The organism is Pseudoalteromonas sp. SCSIO 43201 (assembly GCF_023716725.1).
Lineage (GTDB): Bacteria > Pseudomonadota > Gammaproteobacteria > Enterobacterales > Alteromonadaceae > Pseudoalteromonas > Pseudoalteromonas peptidolytica.
On the sequence record NZ_CP072683.1, the window covers coordinates 2,380,492 to 2,398,182 of the forward strand.

Here is a 17,691-nt window from a genome sequence, read left to right on the forward strand (position 1 = left end):
ACCTCAGCTCACCTTTTGTTGACTTGGTGTGTGAGCTGGATTTGCTTGGCTAGACTCACTCATCGATTTGAAAAAATATAAACATACCGCAATGACACACATAGGAATAAGCGCGCCATAAAACGCTTGCTGCCCCCCAAAGTGCTGAAATACGAACCCTGTTATCATAGAGCCAGTGCTACCACCAAGGGCTGAAAATACCACGATTAACCCGGTCATAGAGGCATGTTGAGTGGTAGGTAAACTGCTTAGCATTACCGAATTAATCACCGGATATATAGGCGCCATAAAGAGTCCAATCAAAGGCATTAAGAAAGCTACCAGTGGCGCGTCAAATAAAGACGTTATGGCTGCCTTTTCAATATGTTCCGTCATGGGTAGAGTCAACACCACAAGTACAGCCATGGCGATAAGGCAAACATTTAACACCACATACCAGTGTACTTTGGTAAGCACAACTCCAGCACCAAGTCGACCTAGTGCTAAACAGGCTGCAAAAATACTGGTAATTTGCACGCTTATATCAACTGGTAAAGACAAGACTTCATTGTTAAACGTAGGTAGCCAAGTTCCGATACTTTGCTCAATCAATACATATAAAAATGCGGAAATGACAAACACCAGTACCAAAGGTTTTGTGACGAGCTTCAACATTGCCGTAAAAGCTGAAATATTAGATCCCGCCGCTTGTGTCGGCTCTGGTTTTGCAATGGGCGAGATCCATACAATGATTGCAGTAAATGCACTTAATACCGCCAGTACAAAATATACATTTAGCCAGCCAAGTGTGTTATCACCGCTATCGATAAAGGCCGCAAAAACCCAGTACCCGCCAAGCACTCCCAGCATAAACACACCTTCAATAAAATTAAGAAGGCTTGAATGCTGATTACTCCCCTCGGTTACTTGCCCAACTAACGCGTAAACGGACACTTTCACTACCGCGAAAGCAGCGCCCACAGAAGCAAAGACCAGTTTTAAAATCCAAAACTCAGCAACCAGTGGTGTAATGCTACAGATCAGCGCCACAACTCCTAGCACAACAGTCAAAGCGATTTTAAATCCAACTCTTGGAATGACGGAGGCGACTAAAAATGACACGATAGCAATGGGAAGATCTTTAAATGCTTCCAATGTCGCAGCTTGTGGTTTTGTAATTCCAAAGGAATGAATTGATTGTAAAATGACTGTTCCAACACTATTGAGCAAAATAGCGAACAGAAAGTAACTAACAGCCATCGCAAGTATTATACGTGCTCGGTTCATTGTTATTCTCGTTAAGACACTGTGATTCCTTTTTAGTCTAGACAGACTTTTTTGCTTTTGCAATCGTTTGCATTTCAAAACCATTAAGAGTTCCTTAACGTTATGATTGCGATAGTAATTGTATTTTCTTATTTAACCTGAACCAAAGCTAGAACTAGTGAGTCAACTAAAATACCTCTGCTTGGAAACATGCTATCACGCTACCCAGAGTGTTATTTTCTAATACGAGTTGAAAAATTAAGCTCTGCTTTAACAGCAATGAGTTAGTTCATCTCATAACCGAACTTCAGGTTAACTAGATTGCCTGATAAGCAGTGACGAAGGTACTTCTTGAGATTCACACATCTTACCACTTAGCTGTATGAGTAGTTTTTCTACTAGTAATTGCGCTGCTGCATGGGTGTCTTGTTTAATTGTTGTGAGCGCTGGAAAACTTATCTGCGCCATAGCAATATCATCAAAGCCTACAATTTTGACATCATTTGGCACGCTGACATAGCGCTCTTTTAATGCTTTTAATGCCCCAAGCGCAACCATATCACTACACGCAAAAATACCATCAAAAGTCAGCCCATTTTCTCTTAGCAATGTATTAATACTGGCATAGGCGGCTTCTGAGGTAATATCAATTCTAACCAGCTTTGCAGTAACATCGGCCTTCTCCACCCCGTGGCAAAAGCCTCGATAGCGCTCTCCCAACTCTGCGTGTGCTGGATCTCCCATAAACAGCAGTTTAGAAGCCCCCTTGGCAATTAAGTGCTCGGTAGCTGTTAACCCTCCGACAAAATTATCACTACCTACAATCGGATAGTTTGCAGAGGTTTTCGGGTCGCCCCACACTACAATGGGAGTACCAGCTTTTGCAGCTAGTTCGATTTTTGCTTGCTCCTTACCTTGCCCAACTACGATTACGCCATCGGCTCTACGACCAGAAATAAAGTAGCCGTGCCAATCCTCACCTGCCATATGTGAGTTAGACAGAAGCAACTCATACCCTTGACGATTCACGGCACGGTTTATATCACTGACAACTTTTAGCAAGAAGGGATCATCAACCGATTGCTTGGTTTCTGCTTCAAGATTGATGATAACAGCGATAACTTTGGTTTTTTGCATCCGCAGGCGACTTGCTGCAGCATTGATACTAAAGTGATGTTCTTTCGCTAACGCCTGAATACGCTCTCGAGTTTCTTTTTTTATCAGTGGGTTATCGTTGAGTGCACGGGACGCCGTCGAGGTTGAAACACCAGCTAATTTTGCCAAGTCTGATAACTTTAATTGTGTTGAAGCCAAGCAAATCCCCTTACTCATGCAGTTAACTAGAGTAGTATTCTTACAATTTTTTTGATCTTAAACCATAACTAATTGAATCTCCTATCCTAAATAAGCATAAAAGATAACCAATCAAAGTATATTTGCCATGCCTTTCATCGTTTTATGACAAATTTTTAAACAACACCATTGCAAACGTTTGCATTAAGATCTATTTTAAAAAATAGACAGTCGTAAAATACCAGTCTATGACAACAACAAGAGGGCTTTAGCCGTGATAAAAACGAACTCATTAAGCTTGATCGCCGCAGCTGTAACACTTGCGTTAAGCACAACAGCACAGGCTGAGCAACAGTCGAATAAAAACAAAGAAAAAGTAGAAACAATTATTGTATCAGGTACCCCTGGCGGTGCCGGTATAAGAAAAATTGATGCCAGTTTTGCGGTAACCAATATTGATGCCGTACAAATCGATAAGCTTGCACCCAAAAGTACAGCTGATTTACTTAAAGCTGTGCCAGGGATATGGGTTGAAAGTTCAGGTGGTGAGTCCGGTGCTAATGTTTTTGTTCGCGGCTTTCCGGGCGGTGGTGACGCGCCTTTCTTAACAGTGAGTTTGCAAGGTAGTCCTATTTACCCTGCCCCTACACTCTCTTTTTTAGAAAATACGTCAATCTTCAGGCTCGATGAAACCATTAGTATGATGGAAGGCTTGCGTGGTGGCCCAAACCCAGTTGTGTCTAACGGACAACCGGGGTTGACCACGAACTTTCAGCTTAAACGTGGTCAATCAGATACAGAAGGAACCTTCAAGTACACCACAACAGATTATGGCCTCCATAGAATAGACGGCGTATTGAGTGGCGAAATATCCAATGATCTCTATTACATGGTCGGAGGATATATCAAACGATCTTCGGGGATCCGCGATGCCGGCTTTACTTCAGAAAAAGGCCATCAATTCACAATCAATCTTACCAAAGAATTCGCTAACGGTGAGTTTAACCTTTATACCCGTCAAACCGACGATACTGGTGCGTGGTACCTACCAACTCCACTTAACGTTGAAGGTGTCGATGCTGGCTTTACTCAGTTAGGCACAAATAATCGCAAGGCAACAATTTATTTTGGTCAGCATAACACCGCCATGAACATCGATATAGGAGATGGTCGCGGCTGGAAAGGCCATGTATCAGGTGGTAGTTTAAAAGTTAATTTCGATAATGGTTGGCAGCTAAACGACCGCTTTAGTCTTACTAAAGGCGACGCAAATACAATTGGCTTAGTGCCTGCAGGCGCCGCGGTACGCTTAAGTGAAGTAGCTGATAATAGTGAAACAGCGACGGGAAGCGTCACTGGTAATGAATATAGTGGCGATACCATAGTGCAACAATATGGCCGATGGGTCGTTTTAAAAGATATTGAAGCTTTCACAAATGATTTAGCCTTGAGTAAAACCTATGGCGACTGGTCGAGTGCGTTTGGTATTTATACCGCCACCACCTCGGCACAGGATTGGTGGAGCTTAGGGAATAGTGCTTATCATGTTTTGGAGCAAGGCGGAGAAGCACTAAACGCAATAGCATGTAATAGCGATGTGACGGGTTGTGCTTTTAACTATGATATTAGCAGCTCGGGAGACGCTACTACATGGGCTGTATATACAACGCAAAGTTACCAAGCCACTGACGCATTAAAACTGGATTTAGGTCTACGCAGCGAACAGCATCAGGTAGAATATTCAGTAGATGAAGATTTGGACGGTGTGATCACCAAGACAGTTGACTATGATGAGCGAAAAACTTCATGGACACTTGGTGCTGATTACAGTTTAAGTTTGGATTCAGGGGTATTTGCTCGCATGAATAAAGGCTACAAAATGCCTTACTTTGATGATTTTCGAGACAACTACAACACTTATAAATCAGGTGAGTCACTTATAAAAGAAGTGACACAAGCAGAGCTTGGTTACAAATATATGGGTGAAACTGGCGACCTCTTTGTTACTTTGTTTACCAATGAGGTAAAGGGCGACACATTCGTTAGACGCCCAGGTGTACCAGCTGAGATCCTAACCAATGAAGCCACCGGCGTAGAAGTCGATTATAGCTATAACCATGAATCAGGTTTATCGGTCAACTTAAATGCGACATGGCAAGACACCGAAATCACTGACAGTCCGACCAATGAAGGCAACAAAGCACAACGTCAACCTGATTGGATGCTGCGTATTACCCCAAGCTATGACTTTGAAATGTCAGGTATGTACGCCACTTTGTATGGTACGCTTTCAGCTGTGGACGACCGCTTTGGTGATAATGAAAATACCGTCGTGTTAGAAGGCTACGAAAAACTGGATATTGGCCTGATCGTTGAGCCTGCGGAAGGGGTAAAACTGCAACTGGCAGTGGATAACCTCACTGACAAACAAGGGATCACCGAAGGTGACCCACGTAATCCAACCTCACCCAACGGCCGCTATATCATGCCAAGAAGCGTTAAGTTCAGTGTTGCTTACACCTTTTGATAATAGTAATGGTAACTTTTGAGCATGGGTATTTTAGTTGATTAACTCACATTTTATACCAATTTTCTTAATTAAGTGGTCTATTTTGAGGTGAGAAAATCTTGTCGATAACACCGCTACCGCGTCCTGCTATCGCCAAGGTGCCTGCATCCGTGTAGGCAAGGTAAAATTTTGCTCTTTAGTTGTTCTAAATAAGAAATTTTTAACGCTGTTAGCGTCAGATTTACGCCTTCAAATTGAGCAAGTATTAAGTCAAATTGGTATTATCCTAAGTTCAGATTAGTTGGAAAATAAAAAGCCGCTTAGCAATTAAACTAAGCGGCTTTTTTGTATTGAAACTAGGACTCGATTAATCTAGCCAAAACTCTTTTTTAAACTTAATACCAAACTCACTTCTATCATTACTGCGCATCACACCAACGAAGCCACTTTGTTGCAATCGGCCAACATCGTAGACTTCATTTAGCACATTTTCGCCGTAAAGCGTCACTTCCATATCACCTTCAGCATTGGTATACGAGATGTTAAAACCTAGTAGTTCACGAGAGTCAATATACTCGCTTGCCCGAGTAACAGACTGCCCCTGCATATCCGAGCGGTATGAGTAACTTGCATTTACAGCAATGGTTGCACCATGGTCTAGATCATGGAAGTATGATGGTGCTACCATCACTGTCCAACGTGGCGTCAGTGCTGGAGCGTCACCTTTACCAATTCCAATCACCCCTTCATCAACGTGCGTAATTTCAGAGTCTAAGTAGCCGATTGAACTACGAACTGAAAAATCGTCCGTAATTGCTATCGTTGTTTCAAGTTCAATACCCTGTGCTTTTGACTCACCTGCGTTTTCTACGATAGTAACGAAGCCGCCGCCCGCTGTTGGGTCATTAAATGGTAACGCAAGATCAGTATAATCAGTTACGAATGCCGCAACCATCATAGACACATTATCGTGAACTTGACCTTTGAAGCCGACTTCGTAGTTAATCGCTTTGGTTTCTTCAAATGCAGCAAATTGATCTGGCCCACCAAATGGGCGTGGTGGGAACCCACCGCTTTGGTAACCTTTTTGAACTTGTGCGTAAACGTTAATGTCACGAGTTAGCTGATATGACGCATTCACGTCCCACGTCACTTCGTCAAAATCTGCACTTACGTATTTACGCGTACCAAAACTTGGGAACAGTGCATCTGCTTCTTTTTTGTCTTCAGAGTAGCGTAAACCACCACCAATGCTAAGAAGTTCAGTCACATCAAAGCTTGCATTGATATACGCCGCATAAGCGTCAGTCTCTTGATTGATATCGAAATAACCGTAACCACCAAAAGAAGCTGTCTGACCATCATTTAATAAGCCGTTTGGTGTATTCCATGGACTAAATACAAATGGGCCAGAGCTGGTGAAGCCGTCTTCGTTAAAATAATAAAGACCTGATACGAAATCCCAAGAATCATAAGTACCATTTAGCTGTAGCTCAAATGAATACTGATCAGCACCACCTTCTTCAGGAAATTCAGAGAGATTAAGCGCCACGGCATCATCATCAAGACCACCGGTGTATTCAGAGCTACGCTTGCTGGCAATAAATTTGACAGAATAAACGTCACTTGCTTGCCAATCTGCTGTAATTGACCCACCCCACCCTGAGTAATCAGTGCTTTCGATGCCTGCAACTGCTGTTGCCAAATCATCAGGATTGTCTGGTAACATTGACGCATCTAATAGTGGGAAGTCACCATTAAATGGATCGTTAGGGTCTAATGGAGCTGTTAACTCAATGGTATAAGGAGACTGACCAGACTCATTTTCAACACCATCGAACGCTGCTGAAATCACTAAGTCGTTAGTTGCTTGCCATCTTACAGCTAAACGACCGCTATACTCTTGTTCCTCGCCAATTTCTTTTTCAGGATTAGCTAAATTTACGGCTTTACCAACACCGTCACGCTCTTTATAAGATGCACTAGCAGAAAAGCTTAGTGTGTCCGTTAACGCTTGGCTTGTGTATAAATCGGTCGCTAAACGGCCTCGAGAACCTATTTTTGCCTCAATACGTGCAACTTCTTCTGCACCAGGTTGTTTTGTGATCACATTGACAGCGCCACCAAGTGTGTTTCGACCGTATAGCGTGCCTTGAGGACCACGCAAAACCTCTACACGTTCAATATTTGGTAGTGAAAGGTTAGAGCCCATCTGGCGACCAAGGTAAACACCATCGACGTAAACACCCACCCCTGGATCAGTTGTGATCACGTGATCTTGTAAACCAATACCACGAATAAATACAGAAGCATGCGCCGCATTACCAACGCCATAGCGAGTGATGTTCAAGTTCGGGACGAATTTACCAATATCGTCTAGGTTACTGATGTTTGCCTTATCAATATCACCTGCACCGATCGAAGTAATAGCGGTAGGTGTTTCGAACAAGCTTTCTGTACGCTTACGAGCGGTTACTTCAATTTTTTCAAAAACTTGTTTTTCTTTCTCTACATTAGCTTGCTCAGCCAAGGCTGTGCTAGGAAGGGCTACCGCTGCTAATACAGCAGCTGAAATCGCAGATAAACCAAGACGAGGTAAAACTGTAATCATATAATCTCCAAAGGAATCACCGTGTGTGAACTAGTTACGAGAGGTCGTAAACTAGAGAAGCAAGGGTTTACTACCATTGCTTCTGCCTTATACTTTGTTCGAGTAAGGATAAGCACGATACAAATTTCAGGCATAAAAAAAGATGCGTTAGGTGCATCTATTTCCTCTGGAAGGGTATTATAGTCAGAATTGAGTAAAATTGAAATAATTATTTAATAAAAATTACTTTTTAGGTTTTTGTAACCAAAACAATACCAATTTTGGAAATTTAATTTTTAAGAAAAGTCTATATACAACAATATATTATACCAAAAACCAGTACTATATATTAAAAAATTGAAATTGCTGCTGCTATCTAGTAGCTCATACTAGCTATTGCACTATCCATCAGATAGTTGAGGTCAGTCATACCAATTAGGGTAATACCAATTGGACTTGATAGTTGCTCAATTTGAAGGAGTAAATCTGACGCTCACAGCGTTAAAAGTTTCTTATTTAGAATAACTAAAAATTGAGCTGCGGATAATTAATACCTTTCTAGCAGAAAGCTTTAGCGCTAGCTGCATTGACTTCACCTCCAATAGCCAACTATTGGTGCGTAACTTCGCCCTTCCTACAGGATATAGGTACCTTAGCGAGAGCAGGACGCAGTAGCGGAGTTATCGGCAAGATTTTCTCGACTCATAATAGACTACTTAATTAAGAAAATTGGCATAAATTAACTCGAGAGCGGTGTAGCTAAATTAAAGACGAAAAAAAACCAGCATAAGCTGGTTTTTTTATTTTGGTGCGAATGGGGGGACTTGAACCCCCACGGCCGAAGCCACCACCCCCTCAAGATGGCGTGTCTACCAATTCCACCACATTCGCAAATTCGGTGTTTTCTAACTCTTAGTTAGGAATATCAGAAGCTGGATTTTCTTCTGATGCTGGCACATCACTGTTAGCAGGTACTACTGTTGCAGCTGGTGCCTCTAGGTTTTCCCATTCACTGGTTTTCTTTATTTGACCAGTTGTTAAGTTACCTAGAACAATACTTAGTACAAAAAACACTGTAGCTAGTATTGTTGTTGTCTTTGTCATAAAGTTGCCTGCGCCTGACGAGCCAAATACTGTCGCTGATGCACCAGCACCAAACGAAGAACCCATGTCTGCGCCTTTACCTTGTTGAATCAGCACCATACCAATAAGCGCTAAAGCAACGATTAAGTAAACAACCATTAAAATTTCGTACATTTACTTATCCTTTTGCACTTTTACATATAGAAAGGAAGTTTTCAGGTTTTAAGCTTGCGCCACCAATTAAACCACCATCTATATCTTCTTGTGCGAATAATAATTCACTATTTTTTTCATTAACACTGCCACCATAAAGTAAGCGTAGTGTTTTTGCAATTTGCTCGTCTTGCTCAGACAGCAAATTACGTATAAATTTGTGCACTGCTTGCGCTTGTTCAGGAGATGCTGTTTTACCAGTACCTATTGCCCAAACCGGTTCGTATGCTATCACAGAGTTAGCTAGTGCCGCTATACCTAATTTCTTGATAACTGCGTTTATTTGTCTAGCTACAGCTTCTTCTGTCTGCTCACTTTCTCTCTCTTCTTCGGTTTCTCCAACACATAGTATCGGAGTTAAACCTTGTTCTTGAGCGTGGGCAAATTTATTCGCTACAACCTCATCACTTTCGCCATATAAAGCGCGTCGCTCGGAATGTCCGACTAAGGTGTAAGTCGCGCCTAACGAACTAGCAAGTGATGCCTGAATTTCTCCAGTGTATGCGCCTTCTTTATATTCTGAAACGCTTTGCGTTCCTACAGTGAGTCCCTTTTCAACAGCTTGTTCAATTAACATCGCTGGGGGAAATATAATTACATCCGCTTGGAATGATTCACTGTTTAATGTTTCTGACATTTGGCTAAGTAGCTCTTTTGAGCCATTCATTTTCCAATTACCAGCAACAATTTGCTTCCTAGTTGCCATTACGATACTCCGTAGCAGAAAGCGGGTGAGATACTAACGCTACTCACCCGAAGTTACAAGAAATAAATTCAATTTTCAGTTTAATTGCTCACAGATTCAACAGCTTCAGCGATTTTTTGTGCAAAATCGATGACTTGCTTCTGTTGTTGTGCTTCAACCATGACTCTTACGACTGGTTCGGTACCCGACTTCCGTAGTAACACTCTTCCCTTTCCAGCAAGTAGTGCTTCGACTTCAGACACCGCTTCTTTTACTGATTGGTGTGCTGTTGGGTCATCTTTGGTACTGTAACGTACGTTAATCATTTTCATCGGGTATTTACTGAACCCTTCACCTAAGTCCTTCAAGGTTTTGTTTTGTGCAACCATTGCGGCGAGTACTTGTAAGCTCGATACTATTCCATCACCAGTACTAATTAGGTCAAGATTAAGCACATGCCCTGAACTTTCACCACCAATTTTCCAGCCCTTTTCAGCGAGCAACTCCATTACATAGCGATCACCCACTTTACTACGCTCAAATGCAATACCTCTAGCTTTAAGCGCATTCTCTAAACCCATATTAGACATAACGGTACCAACAACACCACCACCGAGTGTACCATCACTATGGGCTTGGCAGGCAATAATGTACACAATATCATCACCATCAAATACATGGCCATCATGGTCCACCATCATCACTCGGTCACCATCACCATCATATGCAATACCAACATCAGCTTGATGCTCCAGTACTGCTTTTTTTAATGCTTCAACATGCGTTGCGCCACATTTTTCATTGATATTCAAACCATTAGGTTCACAAGCTGTGGTGATCACCTCAGCACCTAATTCACGCATTACACTCGGTGCAATATGGTAAGTTGCGCCATTCGCACAATCTAACACCACTTTCAACCCTTCAAGAGAAAGCTCTTTTGGAAATTGGCCTTTACAGAATTCAATATAACGACCATCTGCACTGTCTAAGCGCTTGGCTTTGCCCAGCTTTTCTGATGTTACGCACGTCATTGGCTCATCGAGCTTCGCTTCTATTGCAAGTTCCACTTCATCTGGCAGTTTTTTACCGTCACCACCAAAGAATTTTATGCCATTGTCATGGTAAGGGTTGTGAGAAGCACTGATGACGATACCTGCCTCAGCTCTGAAGGTTTGTGTTAAATATGCAACAGCAGGAGTAGGCATAGGCCCTAACAAGATCACATTGATCCCAGCGGCTATCAACCCCGCCTCTAGTGCTGTTTCTAACAGGTACCCTGATATTCTGGTGTCTTTACCAATGATAACTTTTTTGGTTCCTCTTTCAGACAGAACCTTTCCGGCTGCCCAGCCTAGCTTCATTGCAAATTCTGGTGTAATTGGGAACTCGCCCACCATACCTCTTACACCATCTGTACCGAAGTACTTTCTTGTTGTCATTGAGTAACTCCATTGACCGACGCTAACCATACGTTAAGTACGTCGCTTGTTTCTTTTACGTCATGAACACGAATGATATGTGCGCCCTGCTGTGCACATATTAGCGCACCGGCAAGACTCGCAGCGACGCGCTCATGAGTTTCTCGAGTAAGTAGTTGTCCAAACATGGACTTTCTAGAGAGTCCCGTCAGAATAGGTAAATTGAACGAATTAAATTGTTTCAGTCCACCTAAAATCTGAAAGTTATGCTCCAGAGATTTACCGAAGCCAAAACCTGGATCTAAGATCAGCCTACTGGTATCAATTCCGGCTTGCTTGCACGCACGGATCCTAGCTTCGAAAAACTGACTAATGTCTGAAAATAGATCATTATATTTTGGATTATTTTGCATTGAGCGAGGCTCACCCTGCATGTGCATTAGGCAAATAGGTACCTCTGCGTACTGAGCTGCTATCTCTAATGCACCTGGCTCCTGTAAAGCTCGAACATCATTGATGATATCAGCACCAGCTTCAATAGCTTGCTTCATTACTTCAGCTTTACTGGTATCAACTGAGATAACACAGTCAGATTGTGCCCTAACAGCTTTGATGATCGGGATCACGCGCTCAAGCTCTTCCTTCAACTCTACATCTGGCGCCCCTGGACGAGTAGACTCACCGCCAATATCAATAATGGTAGCTCCGTCAGCGAGCATCATATTTACCTGCTCAACCGCACTATCTAGGTGAATAAATTTTCCGCCATCTGAAAATGAGTCAGGAGTAGCATTCAAAACCCCCATTACTTGAGGCTTATTTAAGGAAAGGCTGCGGGCTCTTGGCAAGCGTAACTCGTACATTCTATACCTACATTATTACTATGTTTTGGATGATCTCGAAAGGGGCGTAGCTTTAGAACTCAGGTCTCGTTTCATACCAAGCGCTAAATGACACTTTATTTTAGGGCAAGAAAATCTGATCGATAACTAGGCAAAAGTTTTGTTATTTAGTCGTACTAAATGAGATACTTTTAACGCCGTTAGCGTCAGATATACTCCTTCAAATTGAGCAAACATTAAGACTAACTGGTACAAGTGTGTACTTATTCATACACGCATAATCCAATAATAACACCCTGAATCTATTGATACAAAAAAGCCCCGATTGCTCGGGGCTGTCATATTCTACCTGACCTTACGATTTGTCATCAAGCTCTGAGTTTGATGTGCTATCACTAGGCTGGTCATCTGCTGGCTTTTCAGCTTTTGACTCCGGTTTTAACTCTGTCACTTTGGCAGATTCAGACTCTACCTTTTTTTCTGGCTTGACGTCATGCGCATCCCTTGGTGGACGAACATCACGGCGCTCCATTAAGTCATCAATCTGCAATGCATCAATCGTTTCATATTTCATTAACGCATCTTTCATTGTGTGAAGAATATCCATATTGTCTTTTAGGATTTGCTCAGCACGTTGATAGTTACGATCGATGAAATCTTTAATTTCCGCATCAATAAGCTTAGCAGTTTCATCTGACATACCAGACATACGGTGAGAACCACCACCCATGTACATCTCGCCCTGCTCTTCTAAATACATTTGTGGTCCAAGCTTAGGACTTAACCCCCACTGCGTAACCATTTTTTTGGCAATATCAGTGGCACGTTCAATGTCGTTACTTGCACCTGTCGTGACTTTGTCGTCACCGTAAATCAACGCTTCAGCAATACGACCACCGTATAAGCTTGAAAGCATAGACTCTAGATGTTGCTTTGAGTGACTTACGCGATCTTGCTCCGGCAAATACATGGTTACACCTAAGGCGCGACCACGAGGAATAATGGATACTTTATAAACCGGATCATGTTCAGGTACTAGGCGACCAACAATAGCATGACCAGCTTCATGATACGCCGTCATTTCTTTTTCTTGCTCACTCATTACCATGGACTTACGCTCAGCGCCCATCATGATTTTGTCTTTTGCAGCGTCAAACTCAGCCATGCTTACCTTGCGCTTATTGCCACGAGCTGCAAATAAGGCGGCTTCGTTTACAAGGTTAGCTAAGTCAGCACCAGAGAAGCCTGGTGTACCACGTGCAATTACCGATGCTTCAACGTTATCATCTAATGGAACTTTGCGCATGTGAACATTTAAGATTTGTTCACGACCACGGATATCAGGAAGACCCACAACAACTTGGCGGTCAAAACGACCAGGACGCAATAATGCAGGGTCTAATACATCTGGACGGTTAGTAGCAGCAATGACGATAATACCTTCATTGCCTTCAAAACCATCCATCTCTACTAGCATCTGGTTTAGTGTTTGCTCACGTTCATCATGACCACCACCCATACCTGCACCACGTTTACGACCTACGGCATCGATTTCGTCAATGAAGATGATACAAGGTGCTGCTTTTTTCGCTTGTTCGAACATATCACGAACCCGAGAAGCACCAACGCCCACAAACATTTCAACGAAATCAGAACCAGAGATGGTAAAGAAAGGTACTTTTGCTTCACCTGCTACCGCTTTAGCAAGTAAAGTTTTACCCGTACCAGGAGGACCTACCATCAATACCCCTTTCGGGATGCTGCCACCTAGCTTTTGGAACTTTGATGGATCTCGTAAAAAGTCCACCAGTTCAGTTACGTCTTCTTTCGCTTCGTCACAGCCTGCAACGTCCGCAAATGTTGTTTTGACTTGATCTTCACTCATTAAGCGAGCTTTGCTCTTGCCAAACGACATTGCGCCTTTGCCGCCCCCGCCTTGCATTTGGCGCATGAAAAAGATCCATACACCAATGAGCAGAAGCATTGGGAACCAGGATATAAAGATATTTGCCAAGAAAGACTGCTCTTCTGGCGCTACACCTTTAATATTTACATCGTTTTTAAGCAAATCGTTGACCAAGTCTAAATCAGTCAATGGGATCACTGTTTGGAAACGATCTCCGCTAGAACGAACGCCACTAATTACGCCTGTTTGACGGTCAATACTGACCTCACGAACAGAACCACTGCGCACGTCCTTCACGAATTGTGTGTAACTCGTTTGGCGATCATATTGTTCGCCACCGTTAAAGCTCTGGAACACGGTCATTAGTACAACCGCAATTACTAACCAGAGTATTAGATTTTTAGCCATATCGCTCAAGGAGTTAACCTCTTGTATCCAAAAAAATTCAAATTCAACTTGATGCTTTCCAACTGTACTACAGTTTGTAACCTGTCGCCACTACATATACTTCTCGTGATCGAGGACGAGACGCTTTTGGTTTACGGATCTTTACAACCTTAAAACAATTACGTACTTCTTGCACAAATTGATCAAAGCCTTCGCCTTGGAAAACTTTAACCGCAAATGCCCCGTTTGGTTTTAGCACTTGATGGCACATATCTAATGCTAGCTCGACCAAATACATACTGCCAGATTGATCGGTAGACATATTACCGCTCATATTTGGCGCCATATCTGAAAACACCACATCTACATTTTTGCCGTTAATTCTATCAAGCAGTGCATTTAATACCGCTTCTTCTCTGAAGTCTCCCTGAAGGAAGTCAACGCCCGCTAACGAGTCCATAGGTAAAATATCACACGCTATTACTTGCCCATCAATATCTACTTGTTCAGCTAAATATTGGGACCAGCTACCCGGCGCGGCCCCTAAATCAACTACCGTCATACCTTTACGGATCAATTTATCCTTTTGCTGGATTTCTTCCAGCTTAAAAACCGCTCGTGATCGATAGCCACGTTTTTGGGCTTCATGTACATAAGGGTCTTCTACGTGTTCTTTTAACCAACGTTTAGAACTGGCGGAGTGTTTTTTATTTGCCATATTAACTATAACTCATTAGTAATATTGTCTAGATGGCGTTAGAATATCGATAATTCAAGCCTTTTAATAAATAAGATTGTATCAATATGACCTTATCAAATAAACAAAAGCAGTTCCTAAAAGGGCTCGCTCATAACTTAAATCCAGTTGTGCTTCTAGGCGCTAATGGCCTCACCGAAGGCGTAATGGCCGAAATTGAGCAAAACCTAAACATTCACGAACTCATCAAGGTGAAAGTACCAACAAATGATCGTGAAACTAAGCAACTGATTTTTGAAGCAATTGTTCGTGAAACAAACGCGCACAAGGTACAGACGATTGGCCACATCATCGTGTTATACCGTCAAAGCGAAGACAAGAAAATTCAATTGCCACGTAATTAATTTTCTTTTGTCACGCTGCCTTGCGTCAAAGGTGGCGTGATACCTTCAAGTAGCTCAGCTTCTTCCGCCTTAACTCTTTTAATCTCTCGCTCACTCAACACCGGCATTAAAATAGCATCTCCCGTGAGTACATCTATCAAAAAGTCATTGGTGAGTTGATTTATTACACCGCTTTCAGCATTTAGCAACAAACTAAAGCCAATGCCTAGCTCGGGAATAATTACCACGTCTGTTCTATACCCTTGCACCCAACCACTGTGGTAGTAAAGGCGTTTACCATCATATTGATAGATTCTCCAACCCAGGCCATAGTATGCGGCCTCAACATGTTCACGCCATACCCGTCGACGTAACTCACGCTTAGTTAAAGTATAAGGCATTGATTGTTTACTTAATGCCTCAGGCGATAATACGCTCGGATATAAGCCCAATTGCGCTTTCAACCACTGTGCCATATCTGTCGCACTGGCATTCACACCGGCCGCTGGTAATACTTTATAATAGTGTTGCTTCAATTTAGCAGTGTGCCAACGTTTTCTTCCCCTGACATGCGGCCACGCAAAATTATTATCCTTCGTCATTTGCTCGACTCCAAGGCCTGCATCTCGCATATTAAGCGGAGCAAATATGAACTCCTGCATCCATGTTTGATAGCTGATCCCCGTTGTTTTCTCGATAACATCACCGATCAAACTAAACATGACATTCTGATACCCGTAACACTGGCCGGGCTGACACAGAGCTTCAACCTGTAATAAGCGTTCTACAATCTGTGGGTACTCCATTCGCGATTCAATTAAATTATCGTACGCGTTTGGTACCAAACCACTGGAATGACTCAGAAGGTGGTAAAGTTTAAGTTGGCTATAGTCACCATCGATAAACTGCGGAAGATATAAGCTTACTTTGTCATCGATATTAAAATGACCTTCGCTCGCCAGCTTCGCAGCTAAGCTTCCTGCAAATGTTTTGGAAACCGAGGCTAGCCGAAAGCGAGTATGTTCATCAACACGATTGCCTTTTCGGCTTTTTGTCTGGCCAAACCCCTTTACGTAACTACCATGCTCAATATGCACAACAGACAAAGCAGCACCTGGTACCGATTTTTCTTTCAGTTTACGCTCGACTTGCTTAGAATAGCTCTTTAAAAATTGTGACCATTGCTGGTTTGGAGTTTTCGCGACCGTTATTTTTGAATAACTACAGCAAAAAATACAAACTAATGTGAGAATTAGCGACTTCATAATGACTCATTTCATTAACACTCGCTCGCCATACTAACATGATGAATTGGCGGAACTCACTAAATATAAGAAAATAACTGTTTATTTGAGGTATTTTAATGCGTTTAGTGCTAGCAGCTCTATGTACAAGTCTACTTATTGGATGTGTCACCACAGCGCCATTAGCGCCGAAACTAGCGGTGCCACAGAAGCCATTACTGAAAAAGTCAGTTTACCAAATCAGCTATAGTACTGAACTGAATTCGGCACGAATTAAGTCTGTACAACTACCTGCACACCCACTCATTCAAGGTAACACCATAGCTATCAACGCGGCTAAAGTCAGCCTTACAGATACCTTACGAAAACAAATGGTTAGTTTATTAGAGCAAAAAGGGTTACAGGTTGTCGCCACAAAACAGGCAGACTACACGCTCACTATTCACCAGCTAGATTTAGAGTTCGCGGCGAATAAAACATATGCACTAGATAAGCCTAGAAATCCGCACCCACACATTGCGGAGCTGGCACAAAATTCTCCGGCATTTCAATGTAGCAATATTGTCGCTTCAGTAAGTATGCGCTTATCACACCAAGCATCTTCTGATGTTGTCTGGTTTGCTAAGTCATCAGTCGATAGTGCTGGATTTCAAGGGATCCCCTTACAATTTACCTTCACTGAAGAAGAAAAAATTGCCAATGAGCGTGAAATATTGTCATTTATTGCTGCTCAAAACACTGAAGAAGCTCGCCGTCAGCGCTCAAGTGCTCCTGTTGAGATACCAAGCTACAAAGTAACTAAAACGCTGTCTTCGCTGGAAAAAACAGCTGGTGCGTGTACGCAAACTGAAGTTTCAGCTCTAACAGCTGACATGCAGGTACATCTTGCAGAGAGTTTGATTGAAAAGCTCAACGTCAAATAAGTACAGTGTTAAACTCAATATTTAGGAAAAGCAATTTGCCGTAGCGTTGCGACCAAAGTTTTTGCTTTTCCTAGACACTTTCCTACACCTTTCTGCTGTCTATCTAGCTTGCTATATGAGCTGAGGTTTGGATAAGGAATGTTCCAACTCATTGTTGTTGCTAAAGCACAAGTTAACTTTTCCGTGTCCAGCTTTCGCTAAGGTACCTACGTCCTGTAGGTAAGTTGAATTTAAAAAATGGAATAAATTTTAGATTACCAACCTACACTT

Annotated in this window: 13 protein-coding genes and 1 tRNA gene; 3 read left to right on the top strand and 11 right to left on the bottom strand. The window is 42.4% G+C overall.

Annotated features, from left to right (window positions below; all coding sequences use genetic code 11):
- Positions 1–3: 3 nt before the first annotated feature.
- Positions 4–1,266, bottom strand: a complete 1,263-nt coding sequence (locus J8Z24_RS10125) for an MFS transporter (protein WP_252094622.1) — start codon at positions 1,264–1,266, stop codon at positions 4–6.
- 291 nt (positions 1,267–1,557) lie between these two features.
- Entirely contained in the window at positions 1,558–2,559 is a 1,002-nt protein-coding gene (locus J8Z24_RS10130) for a LacI family DNA-binding transcriptional regulator (protein WP_176033239.1), read from the bottom strand.
- 253 nt (positions 2,560–2,812) lie between these two features.
- On the opposite strand from J8Z24_RS10130, the gene J8Z24_RS10135 reads away from it, so the two are divergent.
- On the top strand, positions 2,813–5,065 hold the full coding sequence (locus tag J8Z24_RS10135) for a TonB-dependent receptor (protein WP_252094623.1): 2,253 nt from the start codon (positions 2,813–2,815) through the stop codon (positions 5,063–5,065).
- 349 nt (positions 5,066–5,414) lie between these two features.
- On the opposite strand, the gene J8Z24_RS10140 is transcribed toward J8Z24_RS10135, so the two are convergent.
- The 8 genes from J8Z24_RS10140 to rlmE all read right to left on the bottom strand — a co-directional run bounded on the left by J8Z24_RS10140 (position 5,415) and on the right by rlmE (position 14,892).
- Complete coding sequence (locus J8Z24_RS10140) at positions 5,415–7,658, bottom strand: TonB-dependent receptor (protein WP_176033241.1); 2,244 nt, start codon at positions 7,656–7,658, stop codon at positions 5,415–5,417.
- A gap of 785 nt (positions 7,659–8,443) precedes the next feature.
- Positions 8,444–8,528 (bottom strand) — tRNA-Leu (locus J8Z24_RS10145).
- Positions 8,529–8,549: 21 nt separating this feature from the next.
- Positions 8,550–8,894 (bottom strand): preprotein translocase subunit SecG, encoded by a 345-nt coding sequence (gene secG / locus J8Z24_RS10150; protein ID WP_176033243.1) that lies wholly within the window; start codon positions 8,892–8,894, stop codon positions 8,550–8,552.
- Between the two features lie 4 nt (positions 8,895–8,898).
- Entirely contained in the window at positions 8,899–9,639 is a 741-nt protein-coding gene (tpiA, locus tag J8Z24_RS10155; protein WP_252094624.1) for a triose-phosphate isomerase, read from the bottom strand.
- An 80-nt stretch (positions 9,640–9,719) separates the two neighbouring features.
- On the bottom strand, positions 9,720–11,060 hold the full coding sequence (gene glmM, locus J8Z24_RS10160; protein ID WP_252094625.1) for a phosphoglucosamine mutase: 1,341 nt from the start codon (positions 11,058–11,060) through the stop codon (positions 9,720–9,722).
- Positions 11,057–11,902, bottom strand: a complete 846-nt coding sequence (gene folP, locus J8Z24_RS10165; protein ID WP_176033246.1) for a dihydropteroate synthase — start codon at positions 11,900–11,902, stop codon at positions 11,057–11,059. Before folP ends, glmM begins: the two co-directional genes overlap by 4 nt.
- A 334-nt stretch (positions 11,903–12,236) precedes the next feature.
- A complete protein-coding gene (ftsH, locus tag J8Z24_RS10170; RefSeq protein WP_125252865.1) occupies positions 12,237–14,195 on the bottom strand; it encodes an ATP-dependent zinc metalloprotease FtsH in 1,959 nt (652 codons plus the stop codon).
- Positions 14,196–14,262: 67 nt separating this feature from the next.
- On the bottom strand, positions 14,263–14,892 hold the full coding sequence (gene rlmE, locus J8Z24_RS10175) for a 23S rRNA (uridine(2552)-2'-O)-methyltransferase RlmE (RefSeq protein WP_099028807.1): 630 nt from the start codon (positions 14,890–14,892) through the stop codon (positions 14,263–14,265).
- Between the two features lie 86 nt (positions 14,893–14,978).
- On the opposite strand from rlmE, the gene yhbY reads away from it, so the two are divergent.
- Positions 14,979–15,275: a ribosome assembly RNA-binding protein YhbY gene (gene yhbY / locus J8Z24_RS10180; RefSeq protein ID WP_099640497.1), complete on the top strand. Its 297-nt coding sequence runs from the start codon at positions 14,979–14,981 to the stop codon at positions 15,273–15,275.
- Here the strand turns inward: yhbY and J8Z24_RS10185 are convergent.
- Complete coding sequence (locus tag J8Z24_RS10185) at positions 15,272–16,519, bottom strand: serine hydrolase domain-containing protein (RefSeq protein ID WP_128731229.1); 1,248 nt, start codon at positions 16,517–16,519, stop codon at positions 15,272–15,274. The two genes, yhbY and J8Z24_RS10185, sit on opposite strands and share 4 nt — an antisense overlap.
- Before the next feature lie 98 nt (positions 16,520–16,617).
- Here J8Z24_RS10185 and J8Z24_RS10190 point away from each other — a divergent pair, with 98 nt between their 5' ends.
- On the top strand, positions 16,618–17,421 hold the full coding sequence (locus J8Z24_RS10190; protein WP_252094626.1) for a hypothetical protein: 804 nt from the start codon (positions 16,618–16,620) through the stop codon (positions 17,419–17,421).
- Positions 17,422–17,691: the final 270 nt, after the last annotated feature.

Excerpts from the sequence above, each read along its gene's own strand:
- J8Z24_RS10125 (WP_252094622.1), bottom strand. The coding sequence starts at position 1,266 with ATGAACCGAGCACGTATAATACTTGCGATGGCTGTTAGTTACTTTCTG.
- J8Z24_RS10140 (WP_176033241.1), bottom strand. The coding sequence starts at position 7,658 with ATGATTACAGTTTTACCTCGTCTTGGTTTATCTGCGATTTCAGCTGCT.
- secG (WP_176033243.1), bottom strand. The coding sequence starts at position 8,894 with ATGTACGAAATTTTAATGGTTGTTTACTTAATCGTTGCTTTAGCGCTT.
- tpiA (WP_252094624.1), bottom strand. The coding sequence starts at position 9,639 with ATGGCAACTAGGAAGCAAATTGTTGCTGGTAATTGGAAAATGAATGGC.
- glmM (WP_252094625.1), bottom strand. The coding sequence starts at position 11,060 with ATGACAACAAGAAAGTACTTCGGTACAGATGGTGTAAGAGGTATGGTG.
- folP (WP_176033246.1), bottom strand. The coding sequence starts at position 11,902 with ATGTACGAGTTACGCTTGCCAAGAGCCCGCAGCCTTTCCTTAAATAAG.
- ftsH (WP_125252865.1), bottom strand. The coding sequence starts at position 14,195 with ATGGCTAAAAATCTAATACTCTGGTTAGTAATTGCGGTTGTACTAATG.
- rlmE (WP_099028807.1), bottom strand. The coding sequence starts at position 14,892 with ATGGCAAATAAAAAACACTCCGCCAGTTCTAAACGTTGGTTAAAAGAA.
- yhbY (WP_099640497.1), top strand. The coding sequence starts at position 14,979 with ATGACCTTATCAAATAAACAAAAGCAGTTCCTAAAAGGGCTCGCTCAT.
- J8Z24_RS10185 (WP_128731229.1), bottom strand. The coding sequence starts at position 16,519 with ATGAAGTCGCTAATTCTCACATTAGTTTGTATTTTTTGCTGTAGTTAT.
- J8Z24_RS10190 (WP_252094626.1), top strand. The coding sequence starts at position 16,618 with ATGCGTTTAGTGCTAGCAGCTCTATGTACAAGTCTACTTATTGGATGT.